Source organism: Desulfovibrio sp., assembly GCF_041907885.1.
Lineage (GTDB): Bacteria > Desulfobacterota > Desulfovibrionia > Desulfovibrionales > Desulfovibrionaceae > Desulfovibrio.
In genome coordinates this window covers 12,328-37,964 of sequence record NZ_JAYRGM010000005.1, presented here as the reverse complement: position 1 = coordinate 37,964, position 25,637 = coordinate 12,328, and the positions used below count along the sequence as shown (strand labels likewise).

The following is a 25,637-nucleotide window of genomic DNA, read 5'->3' as shown; positions in this document are numbered from 1 at the left end:
ACGCGTACTATATAATTAACATATTGAATGGATGTGCTTTGCGCAGCCAGACCGCCCGCAAACAGGGCGGGGGCATACGGCAGAGCCTTTTGCGCAAAACAAACTTATTTTTACAAGGCAAAAATAGCGCAAACCAGCGCCCATAGCGGATTACAGGCAAGGACAAGCATATATGAAAGCGCCCGCCCAAAAGAATTTTACAAATTTTCTTGACAGTCTTGGACGTTGCGCTTACATATATCTTCTCGCAGCGAGAAACGCTGTGTGTGTCGCGGGGTGGAGCAGCTCGGTAGCTCGTCGGGCTCATAACCCGAAGGCCGTAGGTTCAAATCCTGCCCCCGCAACCAGAATGAAATGAGGCACTTAGGCTAAAACCTGAGTGCCTTTTTCTTTGTCTAATTTTTGCGTTGCGACCTACGTGCCACTTAAAAAGTTTTTAGTTAGTTAAAGGTCGTGAATCTGGCACGGTGGGACATTAGAGGATGGATGCACAGATGAAAGAAGAAATTACCGCTTTCGATAATAAGCATATCCGCCGCCAGTTCGATGAAGAAACAGAAACGTGGTATTTTTCAGTGGTTGATATTATCGGCGTGTTGACGGAACAGCAGGATTTCCAGACGGCTAGAAAATATTGGAACAAGCTGAAAGAACGACTCAAAAAAGATGGAAGTGAGGTGGTGACAAATTGTCACCGGCTGAAGTTAACAGCCCAAGATGGCAAGAAATACCTCACAGACGTGGCCGATGTCGAAACCCTTTTACGCCTGATTCAGTCCGTCCCAAGCCCCAAAGCCGAACCAATCAAGCTTTGGCTGGCCCGCGTTGGTTATGAGCGAATCAAGGAAACAGAAGACCCGGAAGCAGGAATTGCCCGCGCCCGCTCTGCATGGAAAAAGCAAGGGCGCTCTGATGATTGGATTAACCAGAGAATGCTGAGTGTTCGCGTCCGCAACTCGCTGACAGATTTTTGGGATGATCACGGAATAAAGGAGGGGGCCGAGTTTGCTCGCCTTACGGGTATTACCCACAAGGAATGGACTGGATTGTCAGTGCGCCAGCACAAAGATATGAAAGGGCTTAAATCGCAAAACCTTCGTGACCATATGAGTGACGCCGAGCTTGTTTTGACTATGTTGGCTGAAATTTCTACCAAGCAAATTGCCGAGAAAATGGACGCGACAGGCTTTGATGCAAATGCTGAGGCAGCCAAGAATGGCGGCGGCGTTGCCAAGAAAGCCCGTGAAGAACTGGAAAGTAAATCTGGCAAATCCGCGCTATCCGGAAACAATTTTTTGCCGAAGAAGAAATAATACGCATCCTTGGCCTGTGGACGCCACACCACAGCTCCCTACCCCGCCCAGAGCTCTTGCATTTAGACTGCGCCCCACCGCAAACTGTTATCGCGCGCACAGTTGGAGAACATATTCTGCACCTCAGCATATCCAGCGATAAACGCATTTGCTTATATAGCTGATCAACTTTGCCGCTCATCCTCACGAAGACAGAACCTGATGATCGCGCATAGCTATTTCGAGCTGGACATTACCACACAATCTTTAATTAATACCTCAAAAAGATTCCTCGCCCAAGCAACAATTTAAGCGGGTGAACTGAAAACATCGGGACACATCACCCTCCCTAATAGTCAATCAGCGGCAGTTTCAGGATGCTTAAAGGCGCATTCCTTATAAACCAAATTTCTATTATTTAATTTTATAAACTTAAATTCATCTAATAACGAGTGGAAAAAACATGTATTCTCAATTAATTCTTTAAATTTGTATTTGTTATCATGCCTATCACTATGCACAAGTGCGTGTATATATATCAACATTAATTCTTGCTGAGAAAACTGCGCCCTAAATAACCTCATATAACAATATTTTTCTTCTATATCAATTGAATCATTTTCAAAAATTAACTTTAATGAAACATATATATTGTGATAATATGGGCTTAAAAGATGAGAATTTTCATCAGATATAATTTCTGCTATTGCCTTAAAAGCTCGCACAAAAGATTGAGATCTGTCTCCGTCCCATTCAATTTCATGCAACGCACTAAGCTCATCCCGCTTACTTACAATTTCAACAATCTTATTCACATCTTCATTTTTCCCCTGACTGTACGAAGTTACAATTTTCATTTTTCCAAAGAACTTATAAAATGTACCGTGAAGCACCCCGAAAAAAAACGAAAAAATTTTCATATCTTCAACTTTGCTTGATAAGTCTGCATTTTCATAACGGAGAGAACTTATAATTTTATTACGCAATTCAAACATGAGAAAAAGCTGTCGTTCGAATGCCATCTTTTTAGATTCAATGTCGGCTTTTTCTATTGTCTTCATTTGTAGATAAATAAGATAAGCCGTAGCTGAAGCTGACAATCCAGAAAAAAATGCAGCAACAGGTGCAAAAATATTTTCAAGTTGATCTGTTTTCGCAAAAAACTTTGCCCAAAAAAGAGGGGCAGGAGCATCAAGCAGGAGTACCCCAAGCATCCAGACGACTATGGTAAAAAAACAAATTTTTAATACTTTCTTAGTGCCAGATGAAATGGGGAATATATAATCGAAAAATAGTGAGTTTATTTCTTGCACAATAAAACATCTATTTTTATTCCCCATCCAACACCTAAACTTACTTGCGCAAGCATCATATTTATCATGAAAAAACGTTACCGTCTTCATTCTGGCTCCTGTGGGACTAGACAATTTTCATATTGCCGTGTAATTTTGCTTGACATAGTTAGTTGCTATGCATAATTTTCTTTCTTTAATTTTTTAGAGAAGGAGGTACTGGGATGTCAAGCAAAGAGGATATAATTTCTCGTGCAAAAAAATTAAGACGGGATTTTGCCCTCCCAGGTCAACCTCTTCAAGAAACTTTCGATAAAATTTTTGCAGATCAACACATCACGATCCAGTACGAAGAGCATGGCGAACATGCCAAATATGAAGATGGCCGTTGGACAATAACGCTCCCTCTCAATACGCCAAAAGTTAGAGATAACTTTACGATTGCGCATGAGCTTGGTCATATTATATTAGAGCATGCGCTGGATGAAGACAGAACTGTCCATCGCAACGGCAATCCAACGCAAGAGGAGTTCGAAGCGAATTGGTTCGCAGCAGAATTTTTGATGCCAGAAGATGAATTTTCTTGCGCTGCGAGACGATGTAACTTTGATGAACGCAAGCTCGCAGAAGAATTTGAAGTGTCCAAAGCCGCAGTGTTAGTACGCTTGAGTGTGCTAAATTTATGACCAAATAAAATGAAAAGGCTGATTTTTTGTCGGCCTTTTTCATTTCATAATCTGTTTATTTAGAACTTGCCCCGCCATCACCTCAGCCCCACAAGCAGGGTCTTGCCGTCTGCGGCCAGTTTGAACACGCCAAACTTCGCGCCAGCGTACTGGCTGGCGGTTCCTTCCTGAAAGTAGAAGGCCGGGGCGGCGGATGTAACAACATGGCCGCGCAGCCTGTAGGCCAGCAAAAATTCATCGGCCTGCAAGGGGCTGCCATCGTGCAGGCGCACAAAGGTTGCTGCCTGCGGCACGGGGTCATTCGTTATGCGCAGCACGGCAAAGCCTTCGGCGTTGCGCTTCTCTTCGCGGGGTTTTGGGGTTTTGTCGCCGGGGGCGGCTTTCTGTTCATTTTTTTGGGCAGACATCTGGGTATTCGGCTGGGCATTTTCTTGCGCGTTGCTCTGCCCATTATTCTGGCCATTTTTCTGCACATTTTCCTGTGCAGCCCTCTGCTCGGCCCACTGTGCGTTAAGAGCCTTGCGGATGTCATTGTTCACCGCATAGTGCAGGGCCATGTAGTCGCCCATGAGCGGCGCGCGCGGGTCAACCGGGGCAAGGGCCAGCAGAATCGTTGTGCCCTCTGCCAGCACGGTTTCCATACGGTACGCGGAAAAGGCGTATCCACCCAAAAACAGCACCAGCACCGCCAGAATGTACAGCCTACGCATGATCTGCCCCCACCCCTGCCCGCAGTTTTGCCTGCCAAAGCCGCAGCATAAAGGCAACCGTTAGCAATCCAAGGCCGGTAGCAGCCAGATACAGGGATTTCTGCTCCAGCGACACGGCCAGACTGTAGTAGTAAAAAACCATGTAGGCCCCAAGGTATGCCAGCGCAAAGCCCTGCATGACCGCGTTGCCCATCTGCCTTGCCAGCAGCAGCCCCAGCAGGGTTATTACCGCCCCCGGCAGATACCAGCCCAGCGCAAGCACCAGAGGCAGCCCCGCCAGCAAAACCCACAGGACCGCAACGCTACCCGCCTGACCCGAACGTTCCTGCGACCGATGCGTCCCAGGTTGCGCCCCACCATCCGCAATTCTCCCGCCCCGCCGCACGAGGCAGAAGGCCAGCACGGCCACGCCCACGGCAGCCGCAAGACCAGCATACCCGCTGCCCACAACAGGCACACCAACGCTCGCGGCAAGGCCATGGCGAGTGCCGAGGCTCACGATCTCAAACAGCAGCAGGGCAGCGTACAGACCGTAAAACAGGGGTTCTGCCCTTGTTCCCTGCCCTATCTCTGCCCCCCAAAAGCCCCCAAAAACCGGCACAACACCGCGCCACTTCTCCTCTTGCAGGCAATAGAAAACGAGAGCCAGGCAAACCAGTGCCCACCACAGCCCGATCAGCAGGGCGGAGGCCCCCGCCAACGCCCCTGTTGCGGGCGCGGCCAAGCCCCTGCCCGCGTGTTCCGCAGTCAATAACAGTATGCCCGCAGCCACGCTGTTGCCAAAGACGGTTGCAGCCACAAAGGTGTAGGCGGCGGTTCGCATAAAATAAATCAGGGCCAGCAGCAGCGCCGCCAGTGCAAAGCAGGCCAGCGCTTCGCTGTACAGGCTGGCGCACAGGGCCAAGGAAATTCCAACCGTACCGGCAACCGCCATGGCAAAGCCAAAATGCCGGGCAAACATGTGCTTTCTCGCCAATGCGGCCCGCCCCACAAGCACCACAGGCACAGAGGCGATAAAGACCGCCAGTTCCTCATCCGATCTGATTTCCAGCACCACAAAAAGCATAAAGCCGAAAAAGCAGACAAAGAACACCGCTGCCAGCCAACCGCCAAATGCCAGCATGGCCCGCACATACCACGGCGAGTGAGGCTCCCCGGTTCTGACCAGTACTTGGGGCAGTGCCTGCGACTGCGGCACAAGACCGCATATCTGCAAATGCTCCCACAGCGCCTGCCAGCTCACAGGGGCAACCTGGCGGCCAAGCGCGGAAGGGGCATACGCGGCGTTTTGTTTGGCCCGCTCTGGGGCCGCATGCATGCCGCGTTGCAGATGCACCAGCACCTTTGCCAGCCCCGCCGTCAGGCCCGTCACAAGCAGGCCCCACAGCACAAGCGCGGCTGCGGTTCCGGCGCTGAAAAACAGCTCTGCTTCGGCCAGCGCGGCCAGCAGCACAGCAGAGGCAGCCGCCAGCAAGGCAGTCAGCATGAAAAGATCGGGCTGCCGCGTGCGGTACCACCACCAAGAAAAACCCGCCACACCCACGGCAATCCCCACCACAGCGTTGTGCGGCATCCATAAATGATAATACTCTTTGCCATAACCCATGCCGCAGATCATGCTGATCAAAAAAAGCGCGGTGCGGCTGACCAGATCAAGGTAGAGCAGGCGCGGCATCCAGCGCGAGCAAATCCACGCCTGCGCGTCATCCTGCGTGGCATCTTGCGCGTCATCCTGCGCGTCATCTTGCGCGGCTGTTCGCCCTGCTTTTAGCTCTGCATTCCGTTCCGATCTGGCCGCTGCCCTGTGGGCCGCCCATTCCCAGCACACAAGGGCGCAAGCTGTGACAACAAGCCATTCCGTCACGGTAAAAAACTGCCCCAAGGCATTCGTAGGCGAGGCAAGGCCGCGCCCAAGCCACAAGGCCACAAAAATATTGGCCACAATCCATGCGGCAAACCACAGCCCGGTTTGCCTGCCCGCCAGCGCCAGCAGCACCAGCAAGACAGTCCATACCCGAAAGAGCTCCCACAGCTCGGCCCCGGTTTGATAGGTTTGCCCAAACACGGCAAGCATTGGGCCCATGCCAATGCCGCACACCAGCAGCAAAACCCGCCCCAGCCGCGTATCTGGCCCAAGCAGCACAGCCCCAAGACCGCTCACCGCCACCACCGCCCCGGTCAATGCCATGCGGGCAAGCGGTGTCATGGCTCCCCAGTTCCAGGCGATAAAGCAGATTACACCCGCCACAAAAAACAGCGCACCGCCAAGCAGGCACAACTGCCGCCAGTAGGCCAGCCAATCCTTGCCGGTGGGCGTGAAGCCGCAATAGTCAATGGCCCCTTGCCACGCGGCAGAGCTCATAGCGCCTGCATCGCACAGTGCATTGAGCGCTGGTCTGGTCAGTACGGGAACGGCCAAATCGGGCAAGGCATGCGGCGGCTGATGCACTTTGTCACGGGCAACGGGTTCTGCCCTGCTGCTGGCCGCTTCTGCACGGTAAGGAATTTCTTTGTCTGTCATGGGCGGTATCCATAAAGGCAGCCAGCAGCGGTCGAGGTGCTTCAGGCATGGCAGGGGCAGCAAAACCGCCAGACAATCGGCGGGCATGTTGCCTGTTATTTCAAAATATTCACTACCGAGCATAGTAAGCGCGGGCGCAACTGACAAGCACACACAAAGCAGCCGCCCTATTGTTTTCCTCTGCGTGTCTGTTTAGAACTGAGCAGAACAATGGTACACTTTTATGCCAATGCAGGGAGAATCAGGATGCTCAAAAATATCTCTGTCGCCAAAAAATTTGCCATCCTTATTATTTTAGTATTCGTTGGCATGACGGGTCTTTATTCCATTTCAACATACACTATAACAAAATCATCAATTGGATCATCTACATATCAATCTATTGCCAGCAGCAAAGATCTGCTTGCAGATATTTTGCCGCCGCCGCTCTATGTGATTGAAACATATCTGGATGCTCTACAAATCATCAGCACCAGTGACGCGGCTGGCCTTGAAAAACTGTACGACTCTGTTGCCCGGCACAAAAAGGATTTCGAGCAGCAGTACAACTTCTGGCGTGCCAGCGGTATTGATCCGCAAATAAAGCTGATGGTCGATCAGGAGCTCTACCCCACTGGCAGGGCTGTATTTGAGATCATCGAGACAAAAATCAAACCCGCCGTGCAGGCCAACCACAGGGCGGATGCCGAAGCAGCCGCCGTGAGCCAGCTTACCCCTGCCTACCAAAAGCACCGCGATGTTGTGGATAAACTGGCGACCCTGCTTGAAGCCTATTCCCGAAAAGTAACCGAAGAGGGCCGCAGCGTTGTTGAAACAGGGCGCATATTCTTTACCACCATATTTATTGTTGGCCTTGCGCTTATCACGCTCATATCGTTGGGTATTGCCCTTGGCGTCATCAGACCGCTCAGGGAGTGCATGGGCTTTGCAAAAAGCATTACCAGAGGCGAGCTTGATTCTCAGATATCGCTGCAACGCAGAGACGACTTTGGCGCACTGGCAGACAGCCTCAGCACCATGCTGTCCGAGTTGAAGCACAAGATTTCTCTGGCCGAAGAAAAAAACCAGCTTGCGGCACAAGAGGTTACCAGGGCCACCCATGCCATGCAGGCCGCGCAAGAGGCGCGAGAAAAGGCTGAAGACAACCGTAACAAGATAATTCAGGCGGTGCAGAGCCTTGAGGCCGTTGTTAATGTGGTGGCCACGGCTTCCGAAGAGCTTTCCAGCCAGGTCGAGCAATCGAGCCGGGGCGCGGATGAGCAGTCTGGCCGGGTGCGCGAAACCGCCACCGCCATGGAAGAAATGAACGCCACCGTGCTTGAGGTAGCCAGAAACTCGCAGCGGGCAGCCGATGCCTCCAGCCACACCCGTGGGCAGGCGCAGGAAGGCGCGTCTGTCGTAGAAAGCGCCGTAAAAGGTATTGAAGGCGTGCGGGCGCAGTCGATTGCCATACGCGAAGACATGGCCGTGCTTGGCAAACAGGCCGATGGCATCGGCCAGGTCATGGGCATCATTGCCGATATTGCCGACCAGACCAACCTGCTGGCGCTTAATGCCGCCATTGAGGCCGCACGGGCGGGCGATGCGGGGCGCGGCTTTGCCGTTGTGGCCGACGAGGTGCGCAAACTGGCAGAAAAAACCATGACCGCCACACAGGATGTGGGGCGCGCTGTTTGCGAAATTCAGGACGGGACCCGAAAAAACATCTCCAGTGTGGAAAACGTGGTTGCTGCCATTGAAAAGGCCGCGTCCCTTTCCATACACTCCGGCGAATCGCTGCAACGCATCCTTGAATTCGTCGATCAAGTGAACGATCAGGTGCAGTCCATTGCCACGGCCAGCGAGCAACAATCGGCCACCAGCGAAGAAATCAACAGATCTGTGGAACAGATCGCAACTATCTCTGCTGAAACGGCACAGGCCATGGAGCACGCAGCCAAGTCCGTGACAGACCTCATACAGCAGACACACGTGCTGCACGCTCTTATACAGGACATGAAAAAACAGAGCCAGGCTGTCTAAAAATCTGCCCGCGCCCGGCATGGCAGCCCGCACGCGCCTGCCGGGCTGCTGGCTTGACGCGGCCCGCCCGTAAAAGTACAGCTTGCGCATGATGCCCCGCGCACGCTTTATCATGCTGAATCTGTACCACATTCTTGTGGATGGCCTGTTTGACACCGTGCCGGTGATCTTGTCGTTCATGGCCTTGGCCTGCGGCAGCGGCGAAACAGAAGTGGGGCTGATTGTTTCGCTCGGCACGACCCTGAGCACGGCTGCTGGTCTTGGCACGGGCTGGTTTTCGCGCCGGTTTGGTTTTGCTGGCTCTGTGGCCCTGCTCACGGGGCTGGCGGGGCTTGGCATGCTTGGCGCGGGGCTTATGAGCGCCTACGGCTGGATGGACGGCTGGGCGGGTGGCAGTAGTGCGGGTGGCAGCATGACTGTAGCCGGGGCCTGCCTGCTGCTGGCCATGGCGGGCTTTGCGGTTTTTCACAACCTCTCTTTCTCCTACATTACCGCCAATACAGAGCGGGCACGGCTTGGCCGGGTCATGAGCGATTTTACGGCCATCGGCGATGTGGGGCGCATTCCGCTGGTGTCGTTTGCCGCTTTTGCGGCGGCGTATTCCGTTGGCTCCATGCCCGGCTGGCAGGCCATTTGTCTGGCATACGGAGTGGTTGCCCTGTGCGCGGGCCTGTGGCTGTACTGTGCAAAAAAGAGCTTTGCGGCCTCTGACAACGGCAGCCAGGCAGGGCCAGACATGCCTGCCACCCCCAAACGCACACGGCGCAATCCCTTTGCCGCCTTTGCCATACTGAAAGACAAAAACGTTTTTCTGGCCATGCTGGCCAGCATGCTCAATGCCTTCAGCAACGACAGAATCTTTACCTTTCTGCCCCTGCTGCTGGTGGCAAGGGGCATAGACGCCAAAACCATCGGTTCGTTCGCTCTGGGCTTCACCCTTGGATCCTTTGCGGGCAAGATGGCCTGTGGCCGTCTTATCGACATGTTTGGCACGCGCAAAATATTCATCATTGCCGGCATCAGCCTTACCCTGCTGCTCTGCGCCCTGCTCAGCTCTGGCAACCTTGTGCTCACGGTGCTGCTCGCCCTGGCCATCGGCATTGTCACCAAGGGAACAGTGCCGGTCATTCAGACCATCATTACCGAACCCGTGCAGGGCACACAAAATTACGAGGCTGTGTTTACCGTCAATTCCTTTGGCCGGGGCATAACCAATATTCTTACCCCGGTGCTGTTTGGCGGCATGGCCTCGCTGTGGAGCATGGATGCGGTGTATCTGCTTATGGCGGCGGTGGCGGCACTCAGCATTGTGCCGGTGGTGCTGATGGGCAGGCCAGAGCACCCCGCCGGGGGCTGATTGCCCTTTGCCCCGCAAAAAACCACACCCCACAAAACACGCAAAGAGCGCCCATGAATTTCATGGGCGCTCTGCATTATACCGGGCACGGCAACGCGTTGCCGCGTATGAGCCTAGAACTGGTACACAAAGGTGACGGCGGCATTCCAGGCATCGGCGCTGCGGTCGCTTTTGCCGTTCATGCGGCTGTTGCCCCACACCGATGCGCTCTTGTCGAGGAACAGGGCATCGTAGTTGGTTTCAACATACACGGTAAAGTTGTCGTACATCTTGTACTTGGTGCTCAGGCCAAATTCGACCAGGCTGTCATTGCGGGTAAGGTACAGCCCCTCGCGGCCAGGAACCGTGGTGTCGTTGGGAGCCATCCAGACGCCGGTGGCGCGGTTGATCTTTTTGAGCACGCCGGGATCGTTGGTGCCGCCCATGAAGTTGATGCGGAAGGTGTGGCTGAGTTTGTCAACAAAGCTCATGTCCTTGAGGCGCACACCAATGCCCCAGGTCCCTGTCATGGATTTGCCCACAATGCTGTCGCGGCCCACGATGGGGTCGCCGTGGAAGGCAAATTCGGAGAAGTCGTTGGGGTTGTTGGGGTGGATGTTGGGCATGCGCTCCGAGCCGTTGCCGAGATTGTCGTCATCGCCAGAGGTGTACCAGCCGTACAGGCCGGGGGTGCTCCAGTCGAGCTTGTATTCGAGCAGCAGCGAGGCCAGCCAGCCAGCGCGGTTCATGGCAGAATCATCGTACTGCACAGCGCCGTACACCACATCCCACGAAATGCGGAAGGGGTCGAAGGTTGTGACCTGACCGGGCAGCCCCACCCACATGGCATTGCCGTATTCCGTCAGCCTTTGCTTGTGAAAGCCGCCGTACAGGGGCAGCATGCCGGCGCGGGGGCCGCCAGCAGATGCCTGGCTGGAGTAGGTAGTGATCTGCCTTTGGGCGGGATTACCGGTGACGTTATTGTAGTTGAGCGCGGGCCCGATACCGGCATACATGCCCCAGGGCGTAAGGTTAACGCCGTTGAAGGTCAGGGGCAGGGTAAGGCCCACGGCGTCAAAGTTGTCCATGTAGCCGGGGCTGCGGTTGGTCGTGGCCGTGGAATTGTCGTTGAAAAGACGCGTCCAGAAGGCCGTAATGCCCACGTTTTCGTTGAAGGTATACGAGGCGGTGATGCCTGCGGCATCGTCGGCCAGCACCTGGCTGTTGTTGATGTAGTCGGGCAGCTGGATAGGCTGAATGCCCATGCGCACCTTGAGGGCGGTCTGGGGTACTACCCAGTCAAGAAAGGCGTTCTTGACCTTTACCACGTTGCCGTCCGCACCCAGGGCACCGCCGTTGCCGCTGGCACCCCAGTATTGCATCATGCCACGGTTGTAGCCGCCGATTTCAAAATGCACTGTGCCTGAGAGGTTTTCAGAAGCCTTGGCATCCAGTTGCAGGCGAACCTGCTGGGCGGCTTCAAATTCGTCTTCAGTGGCGCTGTAGCCTGTTCTGCCCCCACCAGCAGTAAAATTGCCGTGCTGACCGTAGCTAAAGTTGTAAGCCCAGCGGCCCTTGGCCGAAAAATCAATGGCGTTCGCGCCTTCGGACAGCGCGCACAACATACCGGCCGCCATTACCAACACTGCAATTTTTTTCATCCCCGGCTCCATCTTCGTTTCCTGGTTCAGTACCCAATAACCAACACAACGTGTCCAAACTATTCGCATACAGGGGGGGGGTCGCCATTCCTAACCTCATATGTGATATTATTCCACTGCGATTTTGTGTTTCCCGTGGGTCTTGCTGACAAAAAATACTGCTTGCGTAAATGGTTACAAAAATTTTCACGCTTCGCGACCTTTTTTGCAACATGCCCCAAAACACCTGCGGGAACAAAAATTGACCCCGCACGCCATTTGCGGGCCGCCAAACCTCCTGCTACACTCCATGGGCGGTGTGCAGCCCCAGCGGCAGCGCAGCCGCACCGCCTATTCATGGCGAGCACCCCGGCAGGGGCAGCCCGCCGCAATCCGGTCTGCCCGCCAGCACGACCGCCCCACCGATCAGCCATGCTGCACGCAATCAAAAATTCCAGCCTGTTTGTAAAACTCGCCATCATGGTCAGCCTGGCGCTCTGCCCGCCGCTTTTGCTCAGTCATCTGGCAGAATCGTATTTCATCAGCAAATACGGGTACGAAGAAGCGGAAAAAACCGTCACCAACGTGGCCAGACTTTCGGCAGAATCCTCCACAGTCATCGAAGGCATGCGCTCGGACAAGCCAGAAATCCGCAAGCAGATGGTGGATTTTGTGGAAATGCTGACCCATGTTTCGAGCGTAAAGTTCATTGTGCTCATCGACATGCAGGGCACACGCGTCTACCACCCCGAAGCGTGGAAAATCGGCGGGCATATCATGGGCGGCGACGAGGGCGATTCTCTCAAGGGGCGCACCTATATTTCGTCGGCGCGCGGTTCGTTCGGCTTTTCGCTGCGGGCCTTCAGGCCCATCTACGACGAGCAGGGCAAGCAGCTGGGCGCTGTGGCCGTGGGCATCATGTCCAAGGATATAGAAGCCAACGTGGCCCGGCTGAACGGGCCGCTCCTGTGGCTTTCCGTACTTTCGCTGTGCATCGGCATTTTGCTTGCCGTGCTGCTTTCGCGCACCATCAAAAAGATCCTGTTTGGGCTCGAACCACACCAGATCGCCCGCATGCTTGAAGAACGCAACGCCATATTGCGCACCGTGCGCGAGGGCATCATTGCCGTGAACAAGGACGGAACCCTGGTGCTGGTCAACCAGATGGCCGAAAAAATACTGCGTTCTGCGGGCGTAACCGGGCCGCTGGAAGGCCAGCCGGTGCAAAACACCATTCCCGCCACCCGGCTGGATGCCATTCTTGAAGAAGGCAAGCCCGAATACGATATGGAACAGAACATCAACGGCAGCATCATCATGACCAACCGCGCGCCCATCAGCGTGCAGGGCAAGATTATCGGCGCCGTGGCCACCTTTCGCGACATGACAGAGGTGCGTGCCCAGGCAGAGCGGCTCACAGGCCTCAGCAACTATGCCGAGGCCCTGCGCTCGCGCTCGCACGAATACCTCAACAAACTGCATGTTATTTCAGGCCTTTTGCGCAACAAGCGCTACGATGAGCTGGAGCAGTACCTTGAGCGCATCATCGGCAGCAAAAAGCGCGAAACCTCTTCCATCGCGGCCCTGGTCAAAGACCCCATTGTGGCGGGCTTTCTGGAGAGCAAGTACAGCCGCGCCCACGAGCTGGGCGTAACCCTGCATATTGAGGGCAACGGCGTGCTGCCGCCCCTTTCTGCCAAGGGGGCGCACGCCCTGGTGACCATTGTGGGCAACCTGATTGACAATGCCTTTGATGCCGTTACCTACGCGGGCGAAAAACGCATTGCCCTGCGCATTGAAAACGACGTTACCACCTCTGGCATGGGCCAGCTTGTTATCAGCGTGGCCGACACCGGGCGGGGCATAGCCGACGAGCATCAGGAAAAAATCTTTACCAAGGGTTTTTCCACCAAGGGCTCCAACAGGGGCATAGGGCTGTACATGCTGCTGCTCACGCTGGACGAAGTGGACGGTTCGGTGGAAATTGATTCCAGGCTTGGACACGGCTCCATCTTTACCGTTCGCTTTCCCGTAACCACGCTGGTGGAAGGAGAAAAACCATGATCCGCGTCATCATTATAGAAGACGATCCCATGGTGGCAGATCTGGCTGCCGGATATCTGGAAGGCATAGACGGGTTCAAGCTTGAGCACACGGCCCATTCCGGCGAGCAGGGACTTGCGCTGCTGCGCGCCCATCATGTGGATCTGGTGCTGCTGGATGTGTTCATGCCCGGCATGGACGGCATGGAGCTGCTGCGCATCATCAAGGCGCAGTTTTTCCACACCGACGTGATCATGATCACCGCCGCCCAGAACAGCGACGACATTCTCAACGCCCTGCGCATGGGCGTGGCAGACTATATTGTCAAACCCTTCACCTTTGAGCGATTTCGGGAATCGTTGCTCCAGTTCCGCGAAAAGCGCCAGCTGCTCATCTCGCCAGAGGTTCCCATCACCCAGGAAATGCTCGACCGGCGCATCTTCATCAAAAAGGAACGCCCCGCGCCAGATTCCGGCACGCCCAAGGGCATTGACGCCCGCACGCTGAAAACGGTCATGCAGGTATTGCAGCAGTATGAGGGGCCGTTCAGCCTCAAGGATATTGAGCCGCTGGCGGGTATCTCGCGCATTTCGTTAAAGAAATACTTCGACTACCTCACGGCTACGGGCAGGCTTGGCAGCGTGAAGGATTACGGCGGCCCGGGCCGCCCCGTAACCCTGTACAACTGGATTGCATAGAGCCCACGCAGCGGGCGCGCGGTCAGCCCTCGACGTGGCAGCGCAGCAGCCACAAAAAAACGCTCACGGCCAGAATATCGGCGCAGCCGCCGGGGCTCAACTTTCTGCGGGCAAAGTCGGCGCTCATGCGGCGCAGCTGTTCCTGCCCGGCGGGGCTACGCAGGCCCCCGGCAGCCAGAGCGGCGCGCGCGGCCTCTGCCGCATGCCGCAAGCCCTGCGGCCCACCGCGCCAGAGCAGGTTGGTATCGTCCATGCCCTGCAACAGCTCCAGCAGGCTGTGCGCCATGGCCGTGTTGAGGTCAAATGCCGCCCCGTGCGCCTCAAGCGCGCGCAGGGCCAGCCCCACATGCGGAAAGCCCCGCTCTGCCTCGCCCCGTATGCCCGTTATGCCGTAGAGCAGGAACAGCACTTCGCCAGCGGTGAGCCGCCGGTTCAAATGTGCCTCAAGCTGCGGCCGTGCAGCACGGGGAGCGTACATATGGACATGGCTGCCGCCGCGTGCTTCCCGCAGTGATTCCCGCAATGCTGCCCCTTGGGCGGCCAGGGGGGCAAAATCCTTCTGCACCAGCCCGTCTGCGAATGATGCCGCCGTCTGCCGCACGGCATCTGCGCAAACGGCCTGTTCGGCCATTCCCGCGCCCAGGCGGCCCACAGCCGCACAAAACAGCCCCATGGAAAAAATCAAACCCTTATGGGTGTTTACGCCAGCAGTTGCCCGCAGCATGCACTGCTCTGCCGCCACGCCCAAAGGCCGTAGCCGGGCAAAAACCTGCCCCGGCGCAAGGTGGCCCGTGGCCTCGCCAAGGGCGTGGGCCTGCGCAAAATAGGCGCGCAGGGCGCGGGCGCTGCGCACAAACAGGGGGTAGTCCATATCGCTGTGCGCGCCGTTGCTGCCAAGGCACACCAGCCCCGGCTTGGGGCTGACGGCCACTTCAAGTATGGCCGCCCGGACAGCCAGCTCTGCCACCTGACGGGCAGGCAGGCACACCGACAGGCCGGGCAGTCCATTCTGCTGCCAGCATGCCGCATCGGCCATTTCGTCCCGCAGGGGCACTACGGCAGACATGTATGTTCCTGCCCCGCATTTTCGCTGGCAAGGCCCAGCATCTGGCGCACAGCGGCCAGCAGGTCCTCAAGGCTGTGTCTGCCCTCGCGGCGGCACAGGCTGGCGGGCCGGGAGCACAAAAAACATTGGCGTGGCGCACGCCCCTGCACTGCGCCGCCATTCCGGGCTGCGGCATCGGCCGAGGCAAGGGCAGCCAGATGCTCCCGGTTTAAGGGTTGCCCCTGCGCGTCCATCACATCCGCATCGGCCAGCCTGCCAAGAGCGTGGCTTTCTTCCACCGCAACGGCCAGTTGCTTGAGGGCCAAGGCATCCATACGCACGGCGGCCAGCCAGGCGGGGCCGTCTGGGCCGGAAAGGCGGACTTCGTCCACCACCTTGCCCCCTGCTCCATCCACTGCCGCGCACAGTGCCGCCCGAAGCTGGCACAAGGCGGCATCTGCGCCGGGCAGATTTTTGTCCGGCCCGGGGATGTTCAGCGTCAGGGAGAGCACCGGGCAATTGTACAGGCCAGCCAGTGACAAACGTGTGTTCCACCGGCGTTCGCGTTCGGCAAGCAGCTGGCAAAAATCCATGTCATTCTCCTGCGCCTTCTGGCGGGGCAGAGGCTCCGCCAGAAAGGCGTGCAAGGGCTATTTTGTGGCGTATATCCTGTCAACGATGGTTCCGTCGCGGTATTCCACCGTGCCAACCACCTTGTCGCCGTGCTCAAAGGGCAGGGGTTTGCCGGTCATCTTCATGGCGGTTTCGTGCAGCTCGGCGATGTCGCACACGGGCAGGCGGGCATCTCGCAGGCGGTCGGCCAGATCCTTGCGGGCCGGATTGACGGCTATGCCGCGCTCGGTCACCAGCACATCCACTGTTTCGCCCCTGGTGGTCAGGGTGGTGCATTTGTCCACCACAATGGGCAGCCGGGCGCGTACCAGCGGGGCCACAATGATGGTCAGCTTGGCCCCGGCGGCGGCATCGTTGTGGCCGCCCGAACCGCCGATGATATTGCCGTTGGAATCGGTGGTGACGTTGACGTTGAAGTTCAGGTCCACCTCTGTGGCGCCCAGCAGGGCGGCGTCCAGATAGTCCACGCAGGCGCTTTTGCTGGCCGGGTTGGCGTAGGTATCTGCCGATATTTCCACATGGCGCGGGTTACGCGCTATGGACTGCACGCTGCTCAAATCAAAGCACTGCACGTCGTACACGTTGTCAAAGAGGCCCTCATCCAGCATTTCAACCATGTATCTGGTGATGCCGCCCAGCAAAAAGCCGCCGTGCAGCTTCATGGCGCGCATGTCTTCCTGCAAAAAGATGGATGCCGCCAGTGATGCGCCGCCAGCGCCGGTCTGATAATTGAAACCGTCCTTGAGCAGGCCCGATGCGCGGATAACCGCCTGCGCACTGCGGGCAATGGCCAGTGCCACGGGGTCGCGGGTCAGGCTGATGGAGCCGGACACAATGCCCGCAGGGTCGCCGATCTTGTCCACCACAACCACATGATCCACCTGATCATGGGGAATGCTCACGCGCCCAAGGCCGCCCCGCACCAGATGGTCGGTAACGGCAACGACGTGCCGGGCGTGTTTGGCGTCGGGCATGGCATAGCCCAGCGACCCGCAGGCCGAAGGCCCCTCGGAACCGTTGATATTGCCCAGCGCGTCCACCGCCGGGGCGGCGATAACGGCAATGTCGATCTTGAGCGAACCCTCGCCGATGGCGCGGGGCCTGCCGCCGTGCGAACGGAACATGACAGGCGTTGGCAGCAGGCCTTCGGAAACGGCGCGGGCCAGCGGGCCGCTCATGTAGTCCGTATCAATGCCGGTGATCACGCCGCTTTTGATGTACTGCACAAGGTGCTCGTGAACGGGAAACAGCGACGAGCAGGCCACGGTGATATTCTTGATGCCCATCGCGGCCACGGCGTCCATGGTCATGTTGACCACATGGTCGCCGTTGCGCAGATGGTGGTGGAACGACAGCGTCATGCCGTCGGCAAGGCCGCACTGGCGCAGGGCATCGGCAATGGTTGCGATAAACTTGTTTTTCATGGCTGCGCCCCCTTTAGACATCGGCCAAAAGCAGTATGCGTTCCGCCCTTTTGATAATGGGCAGGTCAATCATCATGCCGTCCAGTGAAACAGCGCCCTTGCCCTCGGCCTCGGCCAGCCGGGCGGCGGCCATCACGCGCTTTGCCCAGTTGATTTTTTCCGGCGCGGGCACAAAGGCGCGGTTTACCCGGTGTACGTGGTGGGGCGAAATAACGGCCTTGCCGTCAAAGCCCAGCTGCACGGCAAAGGCGGCGTCTTTTTCCAGCCCTTCAAGGTCAGAAACAAAGGGAAAGGGCGTATCTATGGCCAGCACGCCCGCAGCCTTGCAGGCCGTGAGCAGGCGCGAACGGGCGTAGGCTATCTCTGCCCCTTCGGCTGTGCGCTGCGCGCCCATGGCCGCCGTAAAATCTTCTGCCCCCAGCAAAATGCCCCGCAGCAAGGGGCTGGCAGAGGCAATGGCAAACACGTTTTCAAGGCCCAGCGGGGTTTCAACAATTACCAGCGCCTCAACCTTTTCTTCCACCCCAAACTTGCTGCGGGCGGCCTCAATGGCCTGCGCCACCTGCTGCACTTCCTCTGCCCGCTCCATCTTGGGAACCATCACATAGTTGGCGCGGGCCTCCACCACGGCTTCCATATCTGCCTGCCAGAAGGGGGTATCAAGCCCGTTGATGCGCACGGTGATGCCCACGCCCTGGGGCCGCAGCTCCTTGAGCGCGTGGCTCACAAGGTTGCGGGCCGCGTCTTTTTCCTGCCGGGCCACGGCGTCTTCCAGGTCAAAAATAACCACGTCCGCGCCCAGGCACTGGGCGCTGGCAAGCATGCCGGGATTGTTGCCGGGCATGAAAAGAAACGTGCGGTTACGCATGGCATTTCTCCTTGTAACGGGCGATGGCCGTTTCCATGCGGGCCTTGATGGTGCATTCCAGCGCGCCCTTGTCCTGCACGGTCACCTCCACGCCTGAAAGACCGGATTTTTCAAGGCACTGGTCAATGACCGCCCTGATGGCCGGGCCAAACTGGTTTATGACAATGCTCGACAGGCTCACGCTGTTAGCGCTGCCCCCAGCGCTGCCCCCAGCGCTACCGCTGATGGTGATGAGAATGTCGTTTGATTCCAGTGTACCCGCCACGGTGCTAACGTGTGCGCTCATAGTGTATCTCCTCCGGCGGCAGCGCCGCCTCATGAAATCAGATCAGAAATGCCCTGGGCCGGGCGCAGTGCCCTCTGCCCGCCGCCCTCTCAGTGCCGCCCCACATGCTCCTTGAGCCGGTGCAGCAGCTCGGCCCCCTGCCGGGAACGCAAGAAATCAAGGGTGACCTGGGGCAAGAGCAGCTCAAGCTCGCACCACTGGGCCGCCCCCACCTCGCCCCGCAAGAGGGCGCGCACCCGCGAGGCGCTCACCGCCGCACCGGCAGATTCCAGACGGGGAATTTCCCGCAGGCTCAGCCCACAACGCGCAAATTCCTGCGTCATTGCCCTGTTGTATTGGCGGGTTACGGGGTCGAATGGTTCAGTACCCACAAAACGGATGGAAATGCCCAGATCGGGCGCAATGCGCGTGGCAAAAATGGCGCAGTCGAGGCCCGCGTGTACGCTGCCGCGTGCTTCGTCTGCCGTAAAATAGGCGGGAAAACTGGCGCGCGACACCATGTACGGCCCTGCGGGCAAAACCTGCACATGGGGCAGATGGGCCAGCCCCCCGCGTACCAGTTGCAGGCGCACGGCAAAGGGCACTACGGAAACGTCTTCCTGCACCACAAAAACCAGCAGGCGGTCGCAGTCTGCCGCAGCCGTGCTAACCAGATATTCGTGCCCACGGGTGAAGGGGTTGGCGTTCATGACAATGGCACCAAGGGCTGAACCCTTATGCGGCGCAGCACATTCTCCAATGCCTTTACGCGTGGCCGCCAGCCAGTCGGCATAGTCGGGCCGCCCCAGTTCCAGCAGGGCCGCCTGCCCTGTTTTGGCCACAAGCGTAAAACCCGCTGCCGCGAACTTTTCTGCCTCTGTGGCCTTGGTAAAAATAAAAAAGTGGCTGATGCCCTGCTCTTTGCCGTGCAGCACAAGACGGCTCAGAATACCCGTAGACACGCCGCCGCCCTGCGCCGCCGGGGCCACGCAAAAACCGCACAATACGCTGCCCGCCAAAAATCCGCAGGCAAGCATGGGGCCGTCCTCATAATAGGCCAGGCCGTAATCGCAGCCCGCGGGCATGCTCAACCCGGCAGACGCCAGCAGTTTTTCGGCCTCGGCCCATTCCGTATCGATCAAAATCTGGCGGTATTCCTGCATGCGATTTTCCTGGGCATGCGCCCGGCTGCTGCTGTGCAAAACAGGCAGTCCCCGGAAGGCACGCGCCCTCCGGGGAAGCCAAATATCTGCCTGCGTCTAGCCCGCGTAAAACACGCGCATGAGAATAACCGCCATGACGACAACAGAAGCGCCGCCGATACGTGTGGAAATCTGCGCAAAGGGCATCAGTTCCATACGCGCCGAAGCAGAGAGAATGGCCACGTCGCCCGTGCCGCCAAGGCCGCTGTGGCAGGCCGTGACAAGGGCAGATTCCACGGGGTACATGTTGAGGAAGCGGGCGGTAAAAAACCCGCAGGCCACCATGGAAAGCACCGTGGCAATAACCGTGATGACGTAGCTTGGCTGGATAACGGCCACCACGTCCTTCCAGGGGGTGTAGCACACGCCAATGCCCACCAGCAGGGCCCAGGTGAGGTTTTTGGAAACAAAGAGGTAGAACTGCTTGGCGCTCTTTTCGACAATGGCGGGCATGATGCCCAGAGCCTTAACAATGGCGGCGGACAAAATCATGATGATGGGCGCGGGGATGGGAATGACCATGTTGACCAGCATGCCGAACAGGTAGAAGCAGCAGGCGGTGAGCAGGCCCATGCCCAGAATGGTCACGTCGATGACTTCTTTTTCTTCCGTGGGCAGCAGATCGTCGCCGCCCATGCGTACCAGCTTGCCGTTGCCGGTGCTTTCGGGATGCTTGATGGCATAGCGGCGCAGAATGCCCGCGCAGACGATGGCCGTCACGTTGCCCAGCATGGCCGCCGGGGCCACCATGGCAATGAACTTGCCCGGATCAACGCCCTGAATTTCGGCATAACCGGCAGAAAGGGGCAAGATGCCCTCGCCCACGCCGCCAGAGATGATGGGCACAACAATGTAGAAAAAGCTTTCAAACACGCCGTGGCCCAGCAGTGTGCCCACGCCCGTGCCCACGATACAGCTTGCCAGCGTACCGAGAATCAGCGGCACAAACATGCGCAGAAATCCCTGTATGAGCACCTGCCGCAGCATGCCCAAAATGCTGCCCGTCACCAGGCTGGCGATGTAAAAATACAGAAAGTTTGCGCCGCCGCCCTTGCCGCCGGTAAAATGGAAAACGGCGTCCTTGGCCGGGCCGTCAAGCAGGCCGTAAAACACCATCACAGAGGGCACAAAGATGGAAAGAATGGCGGGCCCGCCAATGTCTTTGAGCACAGGCAGGCGCAAACCCATGTCGCCCAGCAAAATGCCCAGAATCAGCATTACGGCGAAACCGCCGATCATGTCCTTGGGCAGCTTGCCGTAATACGAGGCCAGAAAAATCACTGCGGCAAAAAACAGATAGGCGGGAAGCGGCACGGGGCCGATCTTGAAATTGAGCAGCTTGTCCCAAAGCCCTTCCGCACTGGCTCCAGTATGATTGGTTTCTACGGTTTGCATGACATTGACCCTCCGTGGAGTATTTGATCTTTGTCTATGCCACCGCACGAAAGAAATCTTTTTATGTAAGTTATAAAAAACTTAGGTAAGTTTTGTAAGTCAGCTCAGGGCCCGCCATGCGATGAAAAGGCCAATGGTCATGCACAGTGCGCTGACCATGCGCTTGAGCAGGCGCACCGGCACACGGTGGGCAATGTGCGCGCCCACGCCAATGCCCACAAGCTCGCAGGCCGTATCCGCACCTTCTGCGACCTCAAGCTGTGGCATGTGCAGTTCAACGTGGTGAACAAGCAGACCCTGGTGGCCGCGCAGAAAGACCCGCAGAAATACCGCAACCTTATCGTGCGCATTGCCGGGTACAGCGCCTACTTTGTGGACCTGTCGCCCGACCTGCAGAACGACCTGATTGCCCGTACCGAACACGACGTGATGTAACACATGCACGGGCGCGACTGGCCGCAAGGTTGGCCGCGCCCGTTTTTTATAAAAGGATGGTCTTATGTGTCAGGATGACTGCCAACGGCAAGGCATGGTTTTTAACGTTCAGAAGTATTCGGTTCATGACGGCCCGGGCATAAGAACCATCGTTTTTCTCAAGGGCTGTAGCCTTTCCTGCCGCTGGTGCAGCAACCCGGAATCGCAGCAGCGCGAGCCGGAGCTGGCCTTTAACGCAGGCCGCTGCCTGGGCGTTTCCAAGTGCGGGCACTGCATCGTGGCCTGCCCTTACGGTTCCATCACCCTGGGCGAAGACGACAAGCTGCGCATCGACCGCAGCCATTGCACCGCCTGCCACATGCCCTGCGCAGACGCATGCCCTGCCCAGGGTTTGCTGGTTTATGGCAAACAGCGTACAGTAGACGATGTGCTCAATGTGGTTGAGCAGGACATGGCCTTCTATGCCCGCTCTGGCGGTGGCCTTACCCTTTCGGGCGGCGAGCCCCTGTTGCAGGGTGAATTTGCCGTGGCCCTGCTGCGCGAAGCCCGCGCACGGCGTATCAAGACCGCGGTGGAAACCTGCGGCATGGTTTCGGCAGAAACCGTGCGCGCTGCGGCAGAATACCTGAACTATGTGCTCTTTGACATCAAGCACATGGACAGCGCCGAGCACGAAGCGCAAACGGGCCTGTCCAACAGGCACATTCTCGAAAACTTCCGTATTCTTGCAGAGGAATTTCCCGATCTGCCCATACTGGCGCGCACGCCGATCATCCCCGGCTTTAACGACAGCGAACAGGCCGTGACAGCCATTGCCCAGTTCCTCAAGCCCTACGATCGTGTGGAATACGAAATGCTGCCCTACCACCGCCTTGGTACGCAGAAATACCAGTTCCTCGACAGGCCCGTTCCCATGGGCGAGGTAAAGCTGGATGCCGAGCACATGAACAGGCTTCAGGCTGTGGCGCAGAGCATTCTGGGCCAGCGGGTTCGCGTACCGCACTGATAACCATCAATCCCCCCCCAACTGACCTATGGCATGCAGATCATCCGAACTTCTTTCCAAGCATGTGGAACGCATACTCGACGCCCTGCCCGAAGGCGTTTTTATCAGTGATGCCGCTGGCACAAGCCTGCGGGTCAACCGCATGTACGAACAGCTTACCGGGCTAACGCAGGAACAGATACGCGGCAAAAACGTGCGCGATCTGGTTCAGGAAGGCACGTTTGACTGCATTCTGAACCCGGAGATCGTGCGCACCGGCAAACCCACCACCCATGTGCAGCAGCTCAAAAACGGCAAAAAACTGGTGCTCACGGGCTTTCCCGTTTTTGACGGCAAGGGCGACCTGTGCCTGGTGGTGACCTTTGCACGCGACGTAACCCTGCTTGCGCAGTTGCAGGATCAGGTGGCGGGACAGTGCAAGCTCATTGACCAGATCAACGACCAGCTGGCGTACATTGCGCAAGGCGCGGCAAAATCGCGCGAGCCGGTGTACGCCAGCCGGGCCATGGGCGATGTGATCTCTCTGCTGGGGCGCTTTGCCCACACCGATGCCACGGTGCTTATTCTGGGCGAAACCGGCGCGGGCAAGGATGTGTTTGCCCGGTACACCCATTCACAGTCTGCCCGCAACGACAAAATACTGCTCAAGGTGGACTGTGGCGGCATTTCAGAGTCGCTCACAGAATCCGAGCTGTTCGGCTACATGCCGGGGGCCTTTACCGGGGCATCCAACAAGGGCAAGGCCGGGTATTTTGAAATTGCCGACGGCAGCACCATCTTTCTGGACGAAGTGGGCGAACTGCCGCTTTCCATGCAGACCCGCCTTTTGCGCGTGTTGCAGGACGGCGAAATCATGCGGGTGGGCGCATCAAGCCCCCGCAAGGTGGATGTGCGCATTATCGCCGCCACCAACCGCGATCTGGCAGAAAGTGTGGAAGCCGGAACCTTCCGCCGCGACCTGTACTACCGCCTCAACGTGGCCACGGTGCGCATACCGCCCCTGCGCGACAGGCAGGAAGACGTGCGCGCCCTGGCAGAGCACTACCTTGCCCAGTACACAGCCAAGTACCACAAGGCCATGGCCTTTATGGACGTGACCCTCGACATCATGTCCGCCTATTCCTGGCCGGGCAACGTGCGCGAGCTGCAAAACCTCGTACACAGCCTTGTGATCACGCTCAACGGGCCGCTTATCTCGCCGCGCGACCTGCCGCCGCAGATATCGGGATCAATTCGCGAATCCTCGTGCTATTCCGAGGATATTCTCGCCGCCCGCCGCCCCCTGCGCGACATTATGGCCGAAATGGAGCGGGATTTTCTGCTCAAGGCCATTGAGGTACACGGCTCTGTGCAGCGGGTGGCCGAACTTTTTCAGATCAACCGCAGCACGGTGTTTCGCAAGTTGCAGGGCGCACGGCGGATTGACTGATGCGGGCAGATGCTGTGACCGGCGGCCAGACCAATAACAGAACTGCTTCTCCCTGGCTGGTGGCACTGCTCACGGCCCTGGTCATGACACTCTTTGCCGCCAATTCCCTGCTCTGCCGCTTTGCCCTTGCCGGGGAGGCATCCTCTCCCCTGAACCCGGCTGTGTACACGGCCCTGCGGGCCATTTCCGGCGCGGGCATGCTCTGGCTGATGGTGGCGCGGCGCGGTGGCAACCCGCTGCGGGCTGGCAGCTGGAGTGCGGCTCTCGCGCTGTTTGGCTATATGGCCTGCTTTTCGTGGGCCTATGTGCGGCTGTCTGCCGGGGCGGGGGCGCTGGTTATAGCTGTGGCCGTGCAGGCGGGCATGCTTGTGGCCGGGCTGCGGCTGGGGCAAAGGCCCGGCAAGGCGCAGAGCGCGGGCATCGGGCTTGCCATGGCTGGCCTTGTGTACCTGCTGTTGCCGGGGCTCGATGCGCCACCGGCAGGGGCCGCCAGCGTGATTTTCTGTTCCGGCCTGTGCTGGGCGGTCTATACCATCTGCGGCAGGCAGGGCGGGGATGTTACGGCGGCAACGGCTGGCAATTTTATCCGCTGCGTGCCGCTGGCCCTCGTGCTTCTTGTGTGGGGAATGGCCGTTGACGGGGCTGGCTCTCCCGCCGCGTGGCCGTGGGCAGGCGTGGTTTGCGCCCTGGCCGCCGGCGCTCTGGCCTCGGCCCTGGGCTATGTGCTGTGGTATGCGGTTTTGCGCTGGCTCAGCGTGCCCTCTGCCGCCGTGGTGCAGCTGAGCGTGCCGCTCATTACCGCCATGGGCGGCGCGTGGCTCATGCATGAAGCCCTGGGGCTGCGCCTTTTGGTGAGCACGCTGGCCATTCTGGGCGGCATTTTTTGCGCCACAGCCCTGCCCCATCTGCTGCGCAGCCGTTGACCACGCAGCTACGAGCGTGCGCCGCACATGCCCCGCGAGTGCATGGACGTGCCCCGCGTGCTATTCTGACGGTGCGGCATCCAGATTGGCCAGAATGACCTCAAGCACATGAAAAAATCTTTCCAGTTCTTCGTCGGATATACCCGCCAGGGCTTCGCCGCGCAGCTTGATGCCAATGCGCATAATATCGTTTATCACGCCATCGGCCTTGGATGTCAGGCAAACGCGCCGGGCCCGCCGGTCACCCTCTACGCCCCGGCGCTGCACAAAGCCCATGCGCTCCAGCCCGTCCAGCACGCGAACAAGGGTGGGGCCTTCTACACCCACACAAAGGGCAAGTTCCTTTTGCAGAACTTCACCCCCCATGCGTGAAAGATACATGAGTACCAGCCAGCGAGCCTGGGTCAGACCCAGCGGGGACAGGCGTTCATCAAGCTTGTTGCGCCACATGCGGGCGGTTCGGGCCACGGTCATGCCGACTAATTCCCTGGTGGAAGCACTCATGAGCCCCTCGTTATGTGCATTGTTACGCCAGCGATTGTTTTATCAACCATGGCAATAGCCCAAAAATCACATTTTCATACACCTGAGAACACTGATATATCCCTTTATAAGACACACAACAAGCAAGCATTTGCGCGCCATAATACAGGGCGCATGTGCCAGCCTTCATGTACCCGGCAAATCTGCCCCAACACATAGCTGTAAAAAGGAAAAGCACATAACGAAGTGCGGCAGCGGAGCCAGCCCGGCAAACTGCCAAATGCGTATG

The 25,637-nt window shown here is 57.7% G+C and carries 22 protein-coding genes, 1 tRNA gene and 1 pseudogene; 11 read left to right on the top strand and 13 right to left on the bottom strand.

The window, feature by feature from the left end; all coding sequences use genetic code 11:
• The first annotated feature begins 270 nt into the window (after positions 1 to 270).
• Positions 271 to 347: transfer RNA gene (locus tag ACE3NW_RS04630), tRNA-Met, on the top strand.
• Between the two features lie 147 nt (positions 348 to 494).
• On the top strand, positions 495 to 1,313 hold the full coding sequence (locus ACE3NW_RS04625) for a BRO family protein (protein ID WP_374280866.1): 819 nt from the start codon (positions 495 to 497) through the stop codon (positions 1,311 to 1,313).
• Between the two features lie 335 nt (positions 1,314 to 1,648).
• Here ACE3NW_RS04625 and ACE3NW_RS04620 read toward each other — a convergent pair whose 3' ends face one another.
• Positions 1,649 to 2,695 carry a putative phage abortive infection protein gene (locus tag ACE3NW_RS04620; RefSeq protein WP_374280864.1) on the bottom strand — a complete coding sequence of 349 codons (1,047 nt, stop codon included), beginning with the start codon at positions 2,693 to 2,695 and terminating at the stop codon, positions 1,649 to 1,651.
• Positions 2,696 to 2,808: 113 nt separating this feature from the next.
• Here ACE3NW_RS04620 and ACE3NW_RS04615 point away from each other — a divergent pair, with 113 nt between their 5' ends.
• Positions 2,809 to 3,270, top strand: a complete 462-nt coding sequence (locus tag ACE3NW_RS04615) for an ImmA/IrrE family metallo-endopeptidase (protein WP_374280863.1) — start codon at positions 2,809 to 2,811, stop codon at positions 3,268 to 3,270.
• A 77-nt stretch (positions 3,271 to 3,347) separates the two neighbouring features.
• Here the strand turns inward: ACE3NW_RS04615 and ACE3NW_RS04610 are convergent, their stop codons facing one another.
• Positions 3,348 to 3,980: a GDYXXLXY domain-containing protein gene (locus ACE3NW_RS04610; RefSeq protein WP_374280862.1), complete on the bottom strand. Its 633-nt coding sequence runs from the start codon at positions 3,978 to 3,980 to the stop codon at positions 3,348 to 3,350.
• Positions 3,973 to 6,588: a DUF4401 domain-containing protein gene (locus ACE3NW_RS04605; RefSeq protein ID WP_374280860.1), complete on the bottom strand. Its 2,616-nt coding sequence runs from the start codon at positions 6,586 to 6,588 to the stop codon at positions 3,973 to 3,975. Before ACE3NW_RS04605 ends, ACE3NW_RS04610 begins: the two co-directional genes overlap by 8 nt.
• 345 nt (positions 6,589 to 6,933) lie before the next feature.
• Here ACE3NW_RS04605 and ACE3NW_RS04600 point away from each other — a divergent pair, with 345 nt between their 5' ends.
• On the top strand, positions 6,934 to 8,523 hold the full coding sequence (locus ACE3NW_RS04600; RefSeq protein WP_374280858.1) for a methyl-accepting chemotaxis protein: 1,590 nt from the start codon (positions 6,934 to 6,936) through the stop codon (positions 8,521 to 8,523).
• A gap of 88 nt (positions 8,524 to 8,611) precedes the next feature.
• A complete protein-coding gene (locus ACE3NW_RS04595) occupies positions 8,612 to 9,880 on the top strand; it encodes an MFS transporter (protein WP_374280856.1) in 1,269 nt (422 codons plus the stop codon).
• A 113-nt stretch (positions 9,881 to 9,993) separates the two neighbouring features.
• Here ACE3NW_RS04595 and ACE3NW_RS04590 read toward each other — a convergent pair whose 3' ends face one another.
• A complete protein-coding gene (locus tag ACE3NW_RS04590; protein ID WP_374280854.1) occupies positions 9,994 to 11,520 on the bottom strand; it encodes an outer membrane homotrimeric porin in 1,527 nt (508 codons plus the stop codon).
• A gap of 411 nt (positions 11,521 to 11,931) precedes the next feature.
• On the opposite strand from ACE3NW_RS04590, the gene dcuS reads away from it, so the two are divergent.
• On the top strand, positions 11,932 to 13,563 hold the full coding sequence (gene dcuS, locus ACE3NW_RS04585) for a DcuS/MalK family sensor histidine kinase (protein WP_374280852.1): 1,632 nt from the start codon (positions 11,932 to 11,934) through the stop codon (positions 13,561 to 13,563).
• Positions 13,560 to 14,240 (top strand): response regulator, encoded by a 681-nt coding sequence (locus tag ACE3NW_RS04580; protein ID WP_374280850.1) that lies wholly within the window; start codon positions 13,560 to 13,562, stop codon positions 14,238 to 14,240. The genes dcuS and ACE3NW_RS04580 overlap by 4 nt, the downstream gene beginning before the upstream one ends.
• A gap of 22 nt (positions 14,241 to 14,262) precedes the next feature.
• Here ACE3NW_RS04580 and ACE3NW_RS04575 read toward each other — a convergent pair whose 3' ends face one another.
• The 8 genes from ACE3NW_RS04575 to ACE3NW_RS04540 all read right to left on the bottom strand — a co-directional run bounded on the left by ACE3NW_RS04575 (position 14,263) and on the right by ACE3NW_RS04540 (position 21,339).
• Entirely contained in the window at positions 14,263 to 15,306 is a 1,044-nt protein-coding gene (locus ACE3NW_RS04575) for a triphosphoribosyl-dephospho-CoA synthase (protein WP_374280849.1), read from the bottom strand.
• Positions 15,294 to 15,878: a citrate lyase holo-[acyl-carrier protein] synthase gene (gene citX, locus ACE3NW_RS04570; RefSeq protein WP_374280848.1), complete on the bottom strand. Its 585-nt coding sequence runs from the start codon at positions 15,876 to 15,878 to the stop codon at positions 15,294 to 15,296. The genes ACE3NW_RS04575 and citX overlap by 13 nt, the downstream gene beginning before the upstream one ends.
• Positions 15,879 to 15,935: 57 nt before the next feature.
• Positions 15,936 to 17,342, bottom strand: a complete 1,407-nt coding sequence (citF, locus tag ACE3NW_RS04565) for a citrate lyase subunit alpha (RefSeq protein ID WP_374280847.1) — start codon at positions 17,340 to 17,342, stop codon at positions 15,936 to 15,938.
• A gap of 13 nt (positions 17,343 to 17,355) precedes the next feature.
• On the bottom strand, positions 17,356 to 18,210 hold the full coding sequence (locus ACE3NW_RS04560; RefSeq protein WP_374280845.1) for a CoA ester lyase: 855 nt from the start codon (positions 18,208 to 18,210) through the stop codon (positions 17,356 to 17,358).
• Positions 18,203 to 18,496, bottom strand: a complete 294-nt coding sequence (gene citD / locus ACE3NW_RS04555; protein ID WP_374280844.1) for a citrate lyase acyl carrier protein — start codon at positions 18,494 to 18,496, stop codon at positions 18,203 to 18,205. The genes ACE3NW_RS04560 and citD overlap by 8 nt, the downstream gene beginning before the upstream one ends.
• A gap of 89 nt (positions 18,497 to 18,585) precedes the next feature.
• Positions 18,586 to 19,638: a hypothetical protein gene (locus ACE3NW_RS04550; RefSeq protein WP_374280843.1), complete on the bottom strand. Its 1,053-nt coding sequence runs from the start codon at positions 19,636 to 19,638 to the stop codon at positions 18,586 to 18,588.
• 96 nt (positions 19,639 to 19,734) lie between these two features.
• Entirely contained in the window at positions 19,735 to 21,072 is a 1,338-nt protein-coding gene (locus tag ACE3NW_RS04545; RefSeq protein WP_374280841.1) for a 2-hydroxycarboxylate transporter family protein, read from the bottom strand.
• A 99-nt stretch (positions 21,073 to 21,171) separates the two neighbouring features.
• Positions 21,172 to 21,339 (bottom strand): hypothetical protein, encoded by a 168-nt coding sequence (locus ACE3NW_RS04540; RefSeq protein ID WP_374281102.1) that lies wholly within the window; start codon positions 21,337 to 21,339, stop codon positions 21,172 to 21,174.
• Between ACE3NW_RS04540 and ACE3NW_RS04535 the strand changes: the two are divergent.
• The 4 genes and pseudogenes from ACE3NW_RS04535 to ACE3NW_RS04520 all read left to right on the top strand — a co-directional run.
• A pseudogene (locus ACE3NW_RS04535) lies at positions 21,292 to 21,507 on the top strand (glycine radical domain-containing protein); the annotation flags it as partial. The gene ACE3NW_RS04540 and the pseudogene ACE3NW_RS04535 sit on opposite strands and share 48 nt — an antisense overlap.
• A gap of 64 nt (positions 21,508 to 21,571) precedes the next feature.
• Positions 21,572 to 22,513 carry a glycyl-radical enzyme activating protein gene (locus tag ACE3NW_RS04530; RefSeq protein WP_374280838.1) on the top strand — a complete coding sequence of 314 codons (942 nt, stop codon included), beginning with the start codon at positions 21,572 to 21,574 and terminating at the stop codon, positions 22,511 to 22,513.
• 28 nt (positions 22,514 to 22,541) lie between these two features.
• Positions 22,542 to 23,942: a sigma-54 interaction domain-containing protein gene (locus tag ACE3NW_RS04525; protein ID WP_374280836.1), complete on the top strand. Its 1,401-nt coding sequence runs from the start codon at positions 22,542 to 22,544 to the stop codon at positions 23,940 to 23,942.
• On the top strand, positions 23,942 to 24,865 hold the full coding sequence (locus tag ACE3NW_RS04520) for a DMT family transporter (RefSeq protein WP_374280834.1): 924 nt from the start codon (positions 23,942 to 23,944) through the stop codon (positions 24,863 to 24,865). Before ACE3NW_RS04525 ends, ACE3NW_RS04520 begins: the two co-directional genes overlap by 1 nt.
• 60 nt (positions 24,866 to 24,925) lie before the next feature.
• Here ACE3NW_RS04520 and ACE3NW_RS04515 read toward each other — a convergent pair whose 3' ends face one another.
• Positions 24,926 to 25,369, bottom strand: a complete 444-nt coding sequence (locus tag ACE3NW_RS04515) for a MarR family transcriptional regulator (RefSeq protein WP_374280832.1) — start codon at positions 25,367 to 25,369, stop codon at positions 24,926 to 24,928.
• Between the last annotated feature and the right edge of the window lie 268 nt (positions 25,370 to 25,637).

Excerpts from the sequence above, each read along its gene's own strand:
- ACE3NW_RS04625 (WP_374280866.1), top strand. The coding sequence starts at position 495 with ATGAAAGAAGAAATTACCGCTTTCGATAATAAGCATATCCGCCGCCAG.
- ACE3NW_RS04545 (WP_374280841.1), bottom strand. The coding sequence starts at position 21,072 with ATGCAAACCGTAGAAACCAATCATACTGGAGCCAGTGCGGAAGGGCTT.
- ACE3NW_RS04550 (WP_374280843.1), bottom strand. The coding sequence starts at position 19,638 with ATGCAGGAATACCGCCAGATTTTGATCGATACGGAATGGGCCGAGGCC.
- ACE3NW_RS04520 (WP_374280834.1), top strand. The coding sequence starts at position 23,942 with ATGCGGGCAGATGCTGTGACCGGCGGCCAGACCAATAACAGAACTGCT.
- ACE3NW_RS04515 (WP_374280832.1), bottom strand. The coding sequence starts at position 25,369 with ATGAGTGCTTCCACCAGGGAATTAGTCGGCATGACCGTGGCCCGAACC.
- ACE3NW_RS04575 (WP_374280849.1), bottom strand. The coding sequence starts at position 15,306 with ATGTCTGCCGTAGTGCCCCTGCGGGACGAAATGGCCGATGCGGCATGC.
- ACE3NW_RS04595 (WP_374280856.1), top strand. The coding sequence starts at position 8,612 with ATGATGCCCCGCGCACGCTTTATCATGCTGAATCTGTACCACATTCTT.
- ACE3NW_RS04610 (WP_374280862.1), bottom strand. The coding sequence starts at position 3,980 with ATGCGTAGGCTGTACATTCTGGCGGTGCTGGTGCTGTTTTTGGGTGGA.
- citF (WP_374280847.1), bottom strand. The coding sequence starts at position 17,342 with ATGAAAAACAAGTTTATCGCAACCATTGCCGATGCCCTGCGCCAGTGC.
- ACE3NW_RS04530 (WP_374280838.1), top strand. The coding sequence starts at position 21,572 with ATGTGTCAGGATGACTGCCAACGGCAAGGCATGGTTTTTAACGTTCAG.
- ACE3NW_RS04590 (WP_374280854.1), bottom strand. The coding sequence starts at position 11,520 with ATGAAAAAAATTGCAGTGTTGGTAATGGCGGCCGGTATGTTGTGCGCG.
- ACE3NW_RS04525 (WP_374280836.1), top strand. The coding sequence starts at position 22,542 with ATGGCATGCAGATCATCCGAACTTCTTTCCAAGCATGTGGAACGCATA.
- ACE3NW_RS04615 (WP_374280863.1), top strand. The coding sequence starts at position 2,809 with ATGTCAAGCAAAGAGGATATAATTTCTCGTGCAAAAAAATTAAGACGG.
- citX (WP_374280848.1), bottom strand. The coding sequence starts at position 15,878 with ATGGATTTTTGCCAGCTGCTTGCCGAACGCGAACGCCGGTGGAACACA.
- ACE3NW_RS04540 (WP_374281102.1), bottom strand. The coding sequence starts at position 21,339 with ATGCCACAGCTTGAGGTCGCAGAAGGTGCGGATACGGCCTGCGAGCTT.
- ACE3NW_RS04620 (WP_374280864.1), bottom strand. The coding sequence starts at position 2,695 with ATGAAGACGGTAACGTTTTTTCATGATAAATATGATGCTTGCGCAAGT.
- dcuS (WP_374280852.1), top strand. The coding sequence starts at position 11,932 with ATGCTGCACGCAATCAAAAATTCCAGCCTGTTTGTAAAACTCGCCATC.
- ACE3NW_RS04560 (WP_374280845.1), bottom strand. The coding sequence starts at position 18,210 with ATGCGTAACCGCACGTTTCTTTTCATGCCCGGCAACAATCCCGGCATG.
- ACE3NW_RS04605 (WP_374280860.1), bottom strand. The coding sequence starts at position 6,588 with ATGCCCGCCGATTGTCTGGCGGTTTTGCTGCCCCTGCCATGCCTGAAG.
- ACE3NW_RS04580 (WP_374280850.1), top strand. The coding sequence starts at position 13,560 with ATGATCCGCGTCATCATTATAGAAGACGATCCCATGGTGGCAGATCTG.
- citD (WP_374280844.1), bottom strand. The coding sequence starts at position 18,496 with ATGAGCGCACACGTTAGCACCGTGGCGGGTACACTGGAATCAAACGAC.